The sequence below is a fragment of the Cypionkella sp. PAMC25878 genome, from assembly GCF_058135695.1.
Genome location: NZ_CM176871.1, coordinates 3,200,457 through 3,212,850 on the forward strand (window position 1 = coordinate 3,200,457; position 12,394 = coordinate 3,212,850).

The 12,394-nt window shown below is 59.9% G+C and carries 12 protein-coding genes; 6 read left to right on the forward strand and 6 right to left on the reverse strand.

Features of this window, described 5'->3' with window-relative positions:
• The first annotated feature begins 46 nt into the window (after positions 1 to 46).
• Both ACS5RD_RS15720 and ACS5RD_RS15725 read left to right on the forward strand, forming a co-directional pair.
• Positions 47 to 787, forward strand: coding sequence for a metallophosphoesterase family protein (locus tag ACS5RD_RS15720; protein ID WP_489928181.1), 741 nt, complete (start codon positions 47 to 49; stop codon positions 785 to 787).
• Positions 788 to 2,203, forward strand: a complete 1,416-nt coding sequence (locus ACS5RD_RS15725; protein ID WP_489928182.1) for a serine/threonine protein kinase — start codon at positions 788 to 790, stop codon at positions 2,201 to 2,203.
• Between the two features lie 3 nt (positions 2,204 to 2,206).
• Here ACS5RD_RS15725 and ACS5RD_RS15730 read toward each other — a convergent pair whose 3' ends face one another.
• Both ACS5RD_RS15730 and ACS5RD_RS15735 read right to left on the reverse strand, forming a co-directional pair.
• Positions 2,207 to 2,323: an entericidin EcnA/B family protein gene (locus tag ACS5RD_RS15730; RefSeq protein ID WP_322323365.1), complete on the reverse strand. Its 117-nt coding sequence runs from the start codon at positions 2,321 to 2,323 to the stop codon at positions 2,207 to 2,209.
• A 4-nt stretch (positions 2,324 to 2,327) separates the two neighbouring features.
• Complete coding sequence (locus tag ACS5RD_RS15735) at positions 2,328 to 4,154, reverse strand: extracellular solute-binding protein (RefSeq protein ID WP_489928183.1); 1,827 nt, start codon at positions 4,152 to 4,154, stop codon at positions 2,328 to 2,330.
• A 255-nt stretch (positions 4,155 to 4,409) separates the two neighbouring features.
• Here ACS5RD_RS15735 and ACS5RD_RS15740 point away from each other — a divergent pair, with 255 nt between their 5' ends.
• Positions 4,410 to 5,180 (forward strand): 3-hydroxybutyrate dehydrogenase, encoded by a 771-nt coding sequence (locus ACS5RD_RS15740; protein WP_489928184.1) that lies wholly within the window; start codon positions 4,410 to 4,412, stop codon positions 5,178 to 5,180.
• Between the two features lie 80 nt (positions 5,181 to 5,260).
• Here the strand turns inward: ACS5RD_RS15740 and ACS5RD_RS15745 are convergent, their stop codons facing one another.
• From ACS5RD_RS15745 to sthA, 4 genes are read right to left on the reverse strand one after another with little or no spacing between them, the layout of a single operon-like run.
• Entirely contained in the window at positions 5,261 to 5,950 is a 690-nt protein-coding gene (locus ACS5RD_RS15745; protein ID WP_082351571.1) for a DUF502 domain-containing protein, read from the reverse strand.
• A gap of 56 nt (positions 5,951 to 6,006) precedes the next feature.
• The gene (locus ACS5RD_RS15750) at positions 6,007 to 6,927 is read right to left on the reverse strand and encodes a pseudouridine-5'-phosphate glycosidase (RefSeq protein WP_489928185.1); all 921 of its coding nucleotides are present in this window, start codon (positions 6,925 to 6,927) and stop codon (positions 6,007 to 6,009) included.
• Positions 6,924 to 7,814, reverse strand: a complete 891-nt coding sequence (locus ACS5RD_RS15755; RefSeq protein ID WP_489928186.1) for a PfkB family carbohydrate kinase — start codon at positions 7,812 to 7,814, stop codon at positions 6,924 to 6,926. Before ACS5RD_RS15755 ends, ACS5RD_RS15750 begins: the two co-directional genes overlap by 4 nt.
• Before the next feature lie 45 nt (positions 7,815 to 7,859).
• On the reverse strand, positions 7,860 to 9,251 hold the full coding sequence (sthA, locus tag ACS5RD_RS15760) for a Si-specific NAD(P)(+) transhydrogenase (RefSeq protein WP_489928187.1): 1,392 nt from the start codon (positions 9,249 to 9,251) through the stop codon (positions 7,860 to 7,862).
• A gap of 157 nt (positions 9,252 to 9,408) precedes the next feature.
• Here sthA and ACS5RD_RS15765 point away from each other — a divergent pair, with 157 nt between their 5' ends.
• The 3 genes from ACS5RD_RS15765 to tsf all read left to right on the forward strand — a co-directional run bounded on the left by ACS5RD_RS15765 (position 9,409) and on the right by tsf (position 12,355).
• Positions 9,409 to 10,353 (forward strand): homocysteine S-methyltransferase family protein, encoded by a 945-nt coding sequence (locus ACS5RD_RS15765; RefSeq protein WP_489928188.1) that lies wholly within the window; start codon positions 9,409 to 9,411, stop codon positions 10,351 to 10,353.
• 257 nt (positions 10,354 to 10,610) lie between these two features.
• Complete coding sequence (rpsB, locus tag ACS5RD_RS15770; protein WP_054006100.1) at positions 10,611 to 11,369, forward strand: 30S ribosomal protein S2; 759 nt, start codon at positions 10,611 to 10,613, stop codon at positions 11,367 to 11,369.
• 89 nt (positions 11,370 to 11,458) lie between these two features.
• A complete protein-coding gene (gene tsf, locus ACS5RD_RS15775; protein ID WP_489928189.1) occupies positions 11,459 to 12,355 on the forward strand; it encodes a translation elongation factor Ts in 897 nt (298 codons plus the stop codon).
• The last annotated feature ends 39 nt before the right edge of the window (positions 12,356 to 12,394 follow it).

Consider the following 12,394-nt stretch of genomic DNA (forward strand, 5'->3'; position numbering starts at 1 on the left):
GATCAGCATAAAAGCATGACGGGCCAGCGGGTTGAGGAGGGGTTTCATGCGTCTGGCCTTGCTGACGGATATCCACGCCAATCGCGAGGCGTTTGAGGCTGTCTTGGCAGACCTCTCGCAACGCCAGATCAACCGGCTGGTGTTCCTCGGCGATATCGTCGGCTACGGCCCCGATCCCGGTTGGTGCATTGATCAGGTCGAATCCTTTGTGGCCAAGGGGGCGGTTTGTCTGCGCGGCAACCATGATCGCGCTGTGGGCGTGGCTGACAATATCCTGAACCCCAACGCCCGCCGGGTGATCGACTGGACGGTGAACCGCCTGAACGCGCGGCAGAAGCTGTTCCTGTCGGAACTGCCGATGACCGTGCAGGATGGCGACACGTTGTTCGTGCATGCCTCGGCCAATGATCCGGCTGACTGGCTCTATGTCACCTCGGAATCCACCGCGCGGCCCAGCTTTCTGGTCTGCGATGCACGGTTGATCTTTTGCGGCCATGTCCACCGCAACGCGCTTTACAGCTGCGATAGGGTGGGCCGGATCAGCCATCTGAAGGTTGCAGCGGGCCAGCCGATGCCCTTGTTGCAATCGCGGCGCTGGCTGGGCGTGATCGGTTCTGTCGGTCAGCCGCGCGATGGCAGCACTTTGGCTTCATATGCCATCCTCGACCGCAGCCGCAATGAATTGACCTTTCGCCGCGTCGGCTATGATGCCACCACCACCGCCCGCAAATCGCGCGAAGCGGGTCTGCCAGAGGCGCTGGCACAGCGTCTGATGAAGGGGATTTGAATGTCTGTGCAACCGCATCCGGGCTTGGAAATCAACGGCTTCACTTTGGGTGAGCAGTTGCACAAAGGCGGCTTCGCCACGATCTGGGATGTCACCCACGCTTTGTATCGCACGCCAATGGTGATGAAAGTGCCAACCATTCTGGATGGCTACGACGGCCCGACCATCGTGGGGTTTGAGGTCGAGCAGATGATCATGCCGCGCCTGACCGGCATTCATGTGCCGCGGGTGATGGGGCAGGGCGATTTCGCGGTGATGCCCTATATCGTCACCGAGCGTATCCCCGGTAACTCGATGTTCCAATATTTCAAACGTGCGCCGCGCCCGGTGGCTGAAGTGATCGAACTCGCCGCCCGTATGGCCGAAGCCGTGCATGACATCCACCGCCAGCATGTCATCCACCTTGATCTGAAGCCCGACAATTTCCTGCAACGCCCAACCGGCGAAATGGTGCTGATCGACTACGGCCTGTCGCGCCATGATCAACTCCCCGATCTTCTGGCCGAAGAATTCACCATCCCGATGGGTACCTTCCCCTATATCGCCCCCGAACAATACCTGCGCCAAAGGGGCGATCTGCGCTCGGACCTCTACGCGCTAGGGGCGATGATTTATGAGCTCGCCACCGGAAAAATGCCCTTCGGCCAGCCCGAGAAACTCTCCCAAGTCAAACAACGGCTCTGGCGCGACCCGGTGCCGCCGCGCGCCATCCGCCCCGATATTCCCGAATGGCTGCAAGAAATCATCCTGCGCGCGCTGGAAGTCGATCCGGCCAACCGCTACCAATCCGCCGCCCAGATGATCTTTGATCTCGCGCATCCGATGCAAATCCGCCTCACCGCGCGCGGCCACAAGACCCAACGCGATTCCGCCCTGACCGTGTTCAACCGCTGGCGCAAAATGCGCAACCTCAAGGCCTTCGCCGCACCGCCATCCGTCGCCGCCCAGATCGAGCGCGCCCCGATCCTGCTCGTCGCTGTCGATCTATCGCCCGAGGCCGAACCGCTGGCGCAAGCGATCTATCTGCAAATCAAGCGGATGCTGGTCAATCGCCCCGACGCCCGCGTGGCTTGCGTCAACGTGATCAAAACCGCGCGGCTGGGCATTGACCCCACCACCGACGACGCCGGCACCAACCTGCATGTCGCGCGTCTTGTCGGTCTGAAGACCTGGGCCGAGGGCATTGATCTGACCGACGATCGCCTGACCTACACCATTCTCGAAAACACCGATCCCGCGACAGCCATCATCGACCATGCCGAAGTCACCCGCGTCGATCACATCCTGATGGGCGCGCGCGGCCATTCCAGCACGCGGCGGTTCTTGGGCTCGGTTTCGGCCAAAGTGGTGGCCGAAGCCGCCTGTTCGGTCACGGTGATCCGGCTGCGCGATAGCGGAGAGCCCGAGGCGACTTAAGCCCTAGTTGAACCAGCCGCCGACCCGCTGCGCCCCGGCTGACACATCGCGCCCGACGCCGTCCACAGTCGCACAGCCCGCCAGTGCGCCCAGCACCAAAATCATCATCAGCTTGCGCATTGGTCTACTCCTGATACCACCAGACCTCAGGCTGAAACCCCGGCCAGTCGCCGTAAATTGGCAATTTTTCGGGGAAATGCAACTGCTTGGCATGGGCGATGCGGCCAATATTTTGATACCAGAGCGGCACAAAATAGCGACCGCTCGTCAAAACCCGGTCTAGTGCCTGCACCGCCGCCACAAAATCCGCGCGGTCCGTTGACGACAGCATGGTCTGTACCAAGCCATCCACCGCCGCAGAATGAATCCCCGCCCAGTTGCGCGACCCCGGAGCGGCCCCATTGGCACCGTCCCAATACCGCAACTGCTCGGTCCCCGGTGACAGCGACAACGCAATGAGCTGCTGCGTCATGTCGAAATCATAAAGGTTCGTCCGCTCGGTATATTGCGCCGCATCCACCGTGGTCAGCTTGGCCTGCACGCCGATCTTCGCCAAAGCCTCGATATAGATGTTCGCCGCGGAGATATAATCATCCGCGCCATTGGTCAGCAGGATCTCAAACGTAAACGGTACCCCCTTGGCATCCTTCAACACCCCATCCTGCACCGTCCATCCGGCCTGCTCCAGCAACGCATTCGCCTTGTGCAAATTCGCCCGGTTGGTGGGTTTGCCGTCCGAGACGGGCAGGGCATAGCCTTCAATCGCGCCGGGCAGCAGATCGGCCTTATACGTCTCCAGCAGCGCCAAGATCTTGCCCTGCGCCGGATTGACCACATCGCCCGCAAGCTCGGAGTTGCTGTAATAGCTGGTGATTCGCGGCACAGCGCCACCGTTGAGGGTCTGGTTGATCAGCTCGAAGTTGAACACGTCGATCAACGCCTCACGCACCCGCCAATCGGCAAAAATTGGCTTACGGGTGTTGAACACAAAGCCGTCAATCCCCGAGGGCCGCTGATGTGGAATCTCGTCTTTCACCACATCGCCCGCCACCACCGCCGGAAAGCCATAGTTCTGCTGCCATTTCATCGGATTGGTCTCGCGATAGCTGCTCAGATCGCCCGATTTGAACGCCTCAAAATGCACATCCGGATTGCCGAAATACTCCACCCGGATCTCGTCAAAATTGTGCATCCCCTTATAGAATGCCAGATCCTTGCCCCACCAATCCGGGTTTTTCTTATAGCTGACAAAGCGCCCGGCCTCGAATTTATCCACCATATAGGGGCCAGACCCAATCGGCGGCTCCATCGTGGTGGCACTGAAATCCCGCCCCACCCACTGCGCCTTTTCCAAAATCGGGCGCAAACCCAGCAGCAGCGGCAGCTCGCGGTTCTCGGCCCCGAAGGTGAACTTCACTTTCCTGTCACCGGTTTTCTCGGCTTTCGCCACCGCCTTATACGCCGGCGCATAGCGTGGATTGCCCAATGTTCCCAAGGTTTCAAACGACCACAGCACATCTTCCACCGTCACTGGGTTGCCGTCCGAGAACTTCGCCCCCTCACGCAAAGTAAATTCGACGTAGGTCCGCGCCGCGTCCGTATCAACCGATTCGGCCAGAATCCCGTACAGCGAGAACGGTTCAGCGAAGGAACGCCCCAAAAGCGTCTCGGTGGTGAACAAAGAAATCCCCGTTGGCGCGCGGCCTTTCAGGATGAACGGGTTCATCGAATCAAAGTTGCCGTTCTCGCCCATCACGATGCGGCCGCCCTTGGGGGCATCGGGATTGGCATAGGGCAGCGACACAAAATCCGGTGGCAGGGCAGGCTCGCCATACATAGCTATGCCGTGCGTGGGGTCCGCCTGCGCGAATCCCCCCCCAATTCCGGGGGTGGTGATCAGCGCCAGACCAAGCCCAAAGCTGCGCAAAATAGCGAAAAAATCCCGGTTCATTCTGGCAACAATCCCCCGCAGCCTGTTTTTATTGACCCCCAACCTATGCGGGCAATCCAACCTTTTCAAACTTTTAACTTGGAGTGCGCCGCCAACAAGGCTATAAGATACCTACTGCTCGATAGGTTTCTTGCCTGTATGAAACCTGCCTCAATAACTTAACGCCCGCTTCGTGCGGGCGTTTTTTTTGGCAGTTTTGGTTCCCCTTTGCAGATGCAGCATGTAGCGTCGCCTCAGCAAAAAGGGGGGGGCGATATGCTTCAGGGAAAACGCGCGATCATCACTGGCTCCAACTCGGGTATCGGTCTGGGTGTGGCCGAAGAACTCGCCCGCGCCGGGGCGGATGTGGTGCTGAACAGCTTCACCGACCGGGCGGAGGATCATGCCTTGGCGGCGGATCTGGCGGCACGCCATGGCGTCGTGGTGCGCTACATCGCCGCCGATATGTCAAAGGGTGCCGATTGCCGCGCGCTGATCGAGAAAGCTGGCGGCTGCGATATTCTGGTGAACAACGCCGGTATCCAGTTTGTCGCGCCGATCGAAGAATTTCCAACCGAGAAATGGGATCAGATCATCGCGATCAACCTGACCTCGACGTTCCACACCACGGCTGCCGCTTTGCCTGCAATGCGCGCCAAAGGCTGGGGCCGCATCGTCAACATCGCCTCGGCGCATGGCCTGACCGCCAGCCCGTTCAAATCCGCCTATATCGCCGCCAAACATGGCGTGGTCGGCCTGTCAAAAACCGTGGCGCTGGAAACCGCAGGGCAGGGCATCACCTGCAACGCCATTTGCCCGGGCTATGTGCTGACACCGCTGGTTGAGGCGCAAATCCCCGATCAGATGAAAGTGCATGGCATGGACCGCGAGACCGTCATTCGCGAAGTCATGCTGCTGCGCCAACCGTCGCGCCAATTTGCCACGGTGGAACAGATCGGCGGCACCACGGTCTATCTGTGCTCCAGCGCCGCGGATCAGGTCACGGGCACCACGATCTCGGTCGATGGCGGCTGGACAGCGCTGTAACAGTTAAGGCCGGGTTAATGGACCCGGCCTAAGTCCTTGAAAACATAGAAACCAAAGCTCTGTCCACGCGTGGACAACCGCTATTTCGCCGCCAGCGCCGCCACGGTTTCCTTCGGCTGTGGATAGACCAACCCTGCCGAGACGATCATCTTCACCGCCTCATCCGCCTTCATATCCAGAAAAATCACGTCCCGTTCCGGCACGAACAACAGCATCCCCGAGGTCATCGGGGTAAGACCCACAAACACCGCCACCATCGGCGTCCCCCCCGGCAGTTTGGCGGCAATTTCCCCCTTAGGGGTCGTCGCCACCATCCCCACCGCCCAATATCCGGCACGGGGAAACTCGACCAGACAGGTGCGCTCAAAACTTTTCTCAGACTTGGCAAAGAAAGTCTCGGTGATCTGTTTCACCCCCGAATAGATCGAGCGCACCAGCGGCACCCGGTCCACCACATTCTCTGCCTGCCGCATCACGGTGCGCCCGATCAGCCCGCGCGCGAGCCAACCGACCAGCGCTGTGAACACCAAAAACACCAGCACGCCCACACCGCGCACCGGAAAGTTCACCTCGGGGCCAAACCAGCTGTGCAGAAAAGCCTCGGGCTGATAATTGGCGGGGATCAACGGCAGGATCCAGCCGTCGATATAGCCGATCACCCCCCAGACGACATAGATCGTCAGCCCAACCGGCAGCACCACCACCAACCCGGTGAGGAACGAGGCACGAAAGCCAGCAAACATCGAGCGGCGCGGGGCAGGGTCAGCCATGAAGTCTCCTGAGTTTGACGGCAACCTAAGCAGCCGCCCGCGCCATCACAATGGCCTTACCCGCGCTGCGCCACGATTTCGCGCGCAATTGCCGCCCCAAGCCGCGCGTTGTTCAAAACAAGGGCGATGTTGGAAACCAGCGAGCGACCCTCGGTCAACTCGAAGATGCGGTGCAGCAGGAAAGGCGTGACTTCTTTTGCGGCGATGCCTTGCGCCGCCGCCTCGGCCAAAGCCTGCTCAATCGCCGGGTTGATTTCCTCGCGCGGGATTTCATCGGCAAGCGGGATCGGGTTGGCCACCAACTGCCCCCCCGGCAGACCCAACCGCGTCCGCATCAGCTGGGCGCTCGCGATTTCCGCCGCCGTATCCATCCGCAACGGCGCTTTCAGCCCCGAGTCGCGCGACCAGAACGCCGGAAACGCATCCTGACCGAAGGCGATCACCGGCACGCCTTTGGTTTCGAGATATTCCAGCGTTTTTGGCAGATCGAGGATGGCTTTCGCCCCGGCAGCGATCACCGTAACAGCAGTTTCGCCAAGTTCCGGCAGGTCGGCGGAAATATCAAACGACAGCTCGGCACCGCGATGCACACCACCAATGCCACCGGTGGCAAACACGTCGATCCCAGCCAGCTTCGCGCAGATCATCGTCGCGGCCACCGTCGTCGCCCCGACAGCACCTTTTGCGATACAAGCGGCAATATCGGCGCGCGAGATTTTCATCACCTCTGGGGCTTGGCCCAACGCATCCAACTGCGCATCGGTCAGCCCGATCAAAATCCGCCCGCCCATCACCGCGATGGTCGCAGGCGTGGCGCCATGTGCGCGAATCTCGGCCTCAACAGCGCGGGCGGCTTCGACATTTTGCGGAAACGGCATCCCATGCGTGATGATGGTGGATTCCAACGCCACGATGGCGGTGCCAGCGTCCCGCGCGGCGGCGACTTCGGGCGAGAAGCTGAGCAGATCAAGGGTCATGACGGTTGTTCTCCTGAAACATAGATGGCGGCGGCTTGCAGGGCGGTGGCAAGCGCCACCTCTCGCGCGCAGCCTTGACGTTCGGCGACGATATGGGCGGCCATTAAGGTATCGCCCGCTCCGGTAATTCTGGTGACCATGACGAGCGGCGGCGCGGCGGTGATCACGCCTGCACCGCGACGACCCTCGGCGCAGGTTTTGCCGCCGTTTGTCACCAGCACATGCGAAGCGCCATGCGTCAGCAGGCCTTCGGCGGCATCGGCGGCGGTTTCATAGCGCGCGTGGCCGATCAAACCGGCTTCTTCAAGGTTCACATAGAACGTCGCGGTAGGGTGGTTGAGCAGTGGCAGCAACCGCTCGGCTTTGCCGGGGCTGGCCGGGGCCACGCGCAGATCGGCACAGGCGAACAGCGGCGAATGAGCGATCTCGGACAAAAGTGCGACAGTCAGATTGCCGTCCAAAGCCACCATACCGGACCACGGCTTTGCTTCCGATCCAAGCCTGCCATCCGCCAAGGGTCGCAAAATCTTATCCCCCGCGGCCTCCAGCGAATGGGCGTCGGCAATCGCGGCGATCAAGCCGTTTGCGCCCTCAATCGCCATATAGCGGTCGGTTGGCAGGTCTTCTGATCGGTAGAGATGATCAGTGACCATGCCCATACGTTGACACGCAGCGATCAACTCATGGCCTTCTTCATCCTGCCCCACGGCAGAGAGCAGGGCAGGGGTCAACCCAAACCGGCTGAGCGTCATCGCGATATTCATAGCCACCCCACCCGGCAAACGGGTGATCCGCCCCGGCACGTCCGAGCCAAGCCGCATCGCGATGGACGAGCGGCCGATGATGTCCCATAAGACGGACCCGATGCAGAGGATGTCTGGTGTCATAGCGCCGTCATCGCAAAGTTGGCGCGGAAACTCAAGGCGACACGCTTAGACTTGCCCCATACGGTTCCACGCATCCAGACCCGCAACCTTATAGGCCTCAGCCAGGGTCGGATAGTTGAAGGTGTTCTGCGCGAAGAAATCCACCGTGCCATGCAGGTTGATCACCGCCTGACCGATATGGATCAACTCGGTTGCACCCTCGCCGACGATATGCGCCCCCAGCAACCGCCGCGTGCTCACATCGAAAATTAGCTTCAGAAAGCCAGCCGCCACCCCAATGATATGCCCGCGCGAGGTTTCCCGAAACCGCGCGATGCCACATTCATATGCAATGCCCTGCGCACGCACCTGTTCTTCCGACAGCCCCACGGTGGAAATCTCGGGCACCGCATAAATGCCATAGGGGAAGGTTTCCGGCGGTGGCGGCAGGGTGATGCCAAAAGCATGACAGGCCGCGACCCGGCCTTGTTCCATCGAGGTGGAGGCGAGGCTTGGAAACCCAATCACATCGCCCGCCGCGTAGATATTCGGGGTTGAGGTCTGGAAGGTGTTTGGATCGACCTGCAACCGACCCCGACTGTCAATCTCAATCCCCACCGTCTCGAGGTTCAAGCTTGCCACATTCCCCGTCCGTCCCGCCGCATAAAGCAGGATCTCGGAATGAACACGGCGGCCATCGGCCAACATTACATCAACGCCAGCGGTCCCCGAGGTGATCTCTTTCACCGCCGATCCCAACCGTATGCTCATGCCGCGTTCGCGCATCTGATGGATGAAATCATCGACGATCTCGCGGTCAACGAAATCCAGAATGCTGTCGCGGGTTTCAATCAGCGTCACCGGCACATCCAAAGCCGAAAAGATCGTGGCATATTCCACCCCGATCACCCCGCCACCAATCACCGTCAGGGTGCGCGGCAGCTTCTCCAATTCCAGAAACTCATCGCTGTCAAACACGCGGAGCTTATCGAACGGCACGTTGTCCGGCCGATGCGGTCGCGTGCCGACGGCGATCAACGCGTGCTGAAAGCCAACCTGGCTGACCTCACCCGCTTCGGTGGTCAACTCCACCCGGTTGGCATCGAGAAACCGCGCGGTGGCAAAGATGCTCTGCACCATGTTGCGCATGAATTGGTGCTGCAACACCTCAACCTCGTGGTCGAGGGTCTTACGCAAGCGCTGCACCAGATCGGAGGCCTGAATATCCTGCTTCACCCGGTAGCCACGGCCATAAAACCCACGCTCGCGCCAGCCCGACAGGTTCAACACCGTCTCGCGCAGGGTCTTCGATGGAATGGTGCCAGTATGCACCGAAACCCCGCCCAACCGCCGCCCCTTGTCCACCACCAGCACCGACTTACCCAGTTTGGCCGATTGCACCGCCGCCCGCCGCCCTGCGGGCCCAGAGCCGATCACCAGCATATCCACCTGATCCATCCCGGCCCCCTTTTGTTTTTCCAAAGCAAACCGACTTTCCCGGTGGACGCGAGCGCGCTGCCACAAGGTCACTGGTTTTCCATGATTTTCTCTATGCGACAGAAATGAAGCATTCGTGATAAAATGCGGCATCCGATTAAAAATGAAGGAGGCCGGCATGCACAGCAAGTCTCGTCATCTGCTGAGCGATATCGGCGATCAGATGTTTCTGACCGACGGTGGCATGGAAACCGTGATGGTGTTTCATGAAGGGATCGATCTGCCGCAATTCGCGTCTTTTACCTTATTGGATAGTGAGACAGGCCGCGCGGCGCTGACAAAATATTACACCGCGTTTTTGGATGAGGCCGCAGCGCAACAGGCGGGCTTCATCCTCGACACCCCGACGTGGCGGGCCAGTGCAGGATGGGGGCAGGTGATGGGTTTGGCACCCGAGCAGATTGATGCGATCAACCGCGAGGCCGTGACGCTGGTGCAATCCCTGCGGGCGGATCGGCCCCAGCAGCAGCCGATCCTGATCAATGGGGTGATCGGCCCGCACGGCGATGCCTATGCGCCGCAGCAGGTGCTTTCCGCAGAGGTCGCGCAAAATTATCACCATCGTCAGGTTGCTGTCCTGGCCGCCGCTGGCGTCGATTTGATCAGTGCGATGACGCTGTCGTCGCATGGCGAAGCCATCGGCATTGCCAAAGCAGCAAACGAGTTTGATCAGCCGGTAACTTTGTCGTTCACCGTCGAAACCGATGGCCGCCTGATCAGCGGCATGAGCCTTGCCGATGCCATCCACCGCACCGATGACGCCACCGATGCAGCGCCGCTGTGGTATGGCATCAACTGCGCGCATCCCGCGCATTTCCGCGATATTCTGCACGGCGATTGGGTGGAGCGGATCGGGTCGCTGCGCGCCAATGCCTCACGCCGCAGTCATGCCGAGCTGGACGAGGCAAGCGAACTAGATGACGGCGACGTTGACGAACTGGCGCAGGACTATCATCAGCTTTTGCACATGCTGCCGGGGCTGCATGTAGTGGGCGGCTGCTGCGGCACCGACCTGCGGCATGTCGCGGCGATTGGACGGAGTTGTTTGCATCATCAGCATTGAGCGCAGAGCGGTTTTCCGCAACTGTGCCATGGTAAAATTTCCATGCGCGGAACCCTTGCTGCAACCAACGCTCACGGCTTCAAAGCCGCGCTAACCTCCATACTATCCGCTTGCATCCCCGCCGACCTTCGGCTAAAGCCCCCTCACTTCACAGGTGAGGCTTGGGCTTTGCGGGGAAAAATCCCGTAAACTCCGCCGGTTGGACCAGCAGGTCTGAGACAGCTTCACCGAGGATTGAAACCGGAAAAGGATAAGACATGGCTCTACCCGAGTTCTCCATGCGTCAGCTGCTTGAAGCAGGCGTTCACTACGGCCACCAGACCGCACGCTGGAACCCCAAAATGGGCCCGTATATCTACGGCGACCGCAATGGCATCCATATTCTCGACCTGACGCAGACCGTTCCTTTGCTGGACGCGGCGCTGAAAGTCGTGCGCGATACCGTCGCCAAAGGCGGCCGCATCCTGTTCGTCGGCACCAAGCGCCAGGCGCAAAAGCCGGTGGCTGAGGCTGCCGAGCGTTGCGCGCAGTTCTACATGAACCACCGCTGGCTGGGTGGCACACTGACCAACTGGAAAACCGTTTCCCAGTCGATCGCGCGTCTGAAAACCATCGACGAACTCTTGGGCGCAGGCGGCGAAGGCCTGACCAAGAAAGAGCGTTTGATGATGGAACGCGACCAGTCCAAGCTGCAAGCCTCGCTGGGCGGCATTCGTGAGATGGGTGGCACCCCAGATCTGATCGTTGTCATTGATGTTGGCAAAGAAGATTTGGCGATCTTGGAAGCGCAAAAACTGGGCATCCCGGTTGTCGGCATCGTCGACACCAACAACTCGCCCAAAGGCGTGGATTATGTGATCCCCGGCAACGACGACGCGGCCCGCGCGATCCAACTGTATTGCGAGCTGATCGCAAAGGCAGCTTTGGACGGCATGTCGGCACAAATGGGCGCCGCTGGTATCGACCTTGGCGCGCTGGAAACCGCACCGGAAGAAGAAGCCATCGCTGACGCCTAAGCGGCTGTTACGCGACTGATATACGGCGGGGATATGGCATCAAACCAGCTTCCCGCCGCACTCATTTCTTGAATTTCAGGAGACACGACATGACCGTCACCGCACAAATGGTAAAAGAACTGCGCGACAGCACCGGCGCAGGCATGATGGATGCGAAAAAAGCCTTGGTCGAAACCAATGGCGATATGGAAGCGGCGGTCGATTGGCTGCGCACCAAGGGTCTGGCGAAAGCCGCCAAGAAAGCTGACCGTGTGGCCGCCGAAGGTCTGGTTGGCATCGCCGTTTCCGGTGGTCGTGGCGTCGCGGTTGAGATCAACTCGGAAACTGACTTCGTTGGCAAGAATGCTGACTTCCAAGCCATGGTCCACAACATCACCAAAACCGCTTTCCGCGCCAATAGCGTTGAAGAGCTGAAAAACGCTGATCTGGCTGGCCAACCGGTGCATGTCGTGATCTCGGAAGCCGTTGCCACCATCGGCGAGAACATGAACCTGCGTCGCATGGCCTCGATCGAAGGCGATCACGTCGCCGCTTACGTTCACAACTCGGTTGCTGACGGCCTTGGCCGTATTGGCGTTCTGGTTGCGATCAAAGGCAGCGAGCACACTTTCGCCAAGCAAGTTGCCATGCACGTTGCAGCCACCAACCCGCTGGCTTTGTCCGAAGCCGATCTTGACCCGGTTGTGGTTGAGCGTGAATTGGCGGTGCAAACCTCGAAAGCGCTGGAAGAAAACGCAGCCTCGGCCAAGCCGAAGCCCGATGCGGTGATCCAGAACAACATCATTCCCGGCCGGATGAAGAAATTCCTCGCGGAAAACACCCTGATGGGCCAGATGTTCGTGATGAACCCAGAAATCACCGTGGCCGAAGCTGCAAAGCAGGCTGGCGTTGAGATCCTCGGCTTCGTCCGTATGGGCGTGGGCGAAGGCATCGAGAAGAAAGAAGAAGATTTCGCAGCAGAAGTTGCGAAAATGGTTTCGGCCTGATCTTTTCGACGATCTTTAGGTGAGGGGGCTGGTGGCAAC

Excerpts from the sequence above, each read along its gene's own strand:
- ACS5RD_RS15720 (WP_489928181.1), top strand. The coding sequence starts at position 47 with ATGCGTCTGGCCTTGCTGACGGATATCCACGCCAATCGCGAGGCGTTT.
- ACS5RD_RS15725 (WP_489928182.1), top strand. The coding sequence starts at position 788 with ATGTCTGTGCAACCGCATCCGGGCTTGGAAATCAACGGCTTCACTTTG.
- ACS5RD_RS15730 (WP_322323365.1), bottom strand. The coding sequence starts at position 2,323 with ATGCGCAAGCTGATGATGATTTTGGTGCTGGGCGCACTGGCGGGCTGT.
- ACS5RD_RS15735 (WP_489928183.1), bottom strand. The coding sequence starts at position 4,154 with ATGAACCGGGATTTTTTCGCTATTTTGCGCAGCTTTGGGCTTGGTCTG.
- ACS5RD_RS15740 (WP_489928184.1), top strand. The coding sequence starts at position 4,410 with ATGCTTCAGGGAAAACGCGCGATCATCACTGGCTCCAACTCGGGTATC.
- ACS5RD_RS15745 (WP_082351571.1), bottom strand. The coding sequence starts at position 5,950 with ATGGCTGACCCTGCCCCGCGCCGCTCGATGTTTGCTGGCTTTCGTGCC.
- ACS5RD_RS15750 (WP_489928185.1), bottom strand. The coding sequence starts at position 6,927 with ATGACCCTTGATCTGCTCAGCTTCTCGCCCGAAGTCGCCGCCGCGCGG.
- ACS5RD_RS15755 (WP_489928186.1), bottom strand. The coding sequence starts at position 7,814 with ATGACACCAGACATCCTCTGCATCGGGTCCGTCTTATGGGACATCATC.
- sthA (WP_489928187.1), bottom strand. The coding sequence starts at position 9,251 with ATGGATCAGGTGGATATGCTGGTGATCGGCTCTGGGCCCGCAGGGCGG.
- ACS5RD_RS15765 (WP_489928188.1), top strand. The coding sequence starts at position 9,409 with ATGCACAGCAAGTCTCGTCATCTGCTGAGCGATATCGGCGATCAGATG.
- rpsB (WP_054006100.1), top strand. The coding sequence starts at position 10,611 with ATGGCTCTACCCGAGTTCTCCATGCGTCAGCTGCTTGAAGCAGGCGTT.
- tsf (WP_489928189.1), top strand. The coding sequence starts at position 11,459 with ATGACCGTCACCGCACAAATGGTAAAAGAACTGCGCGACAGCACCGGC.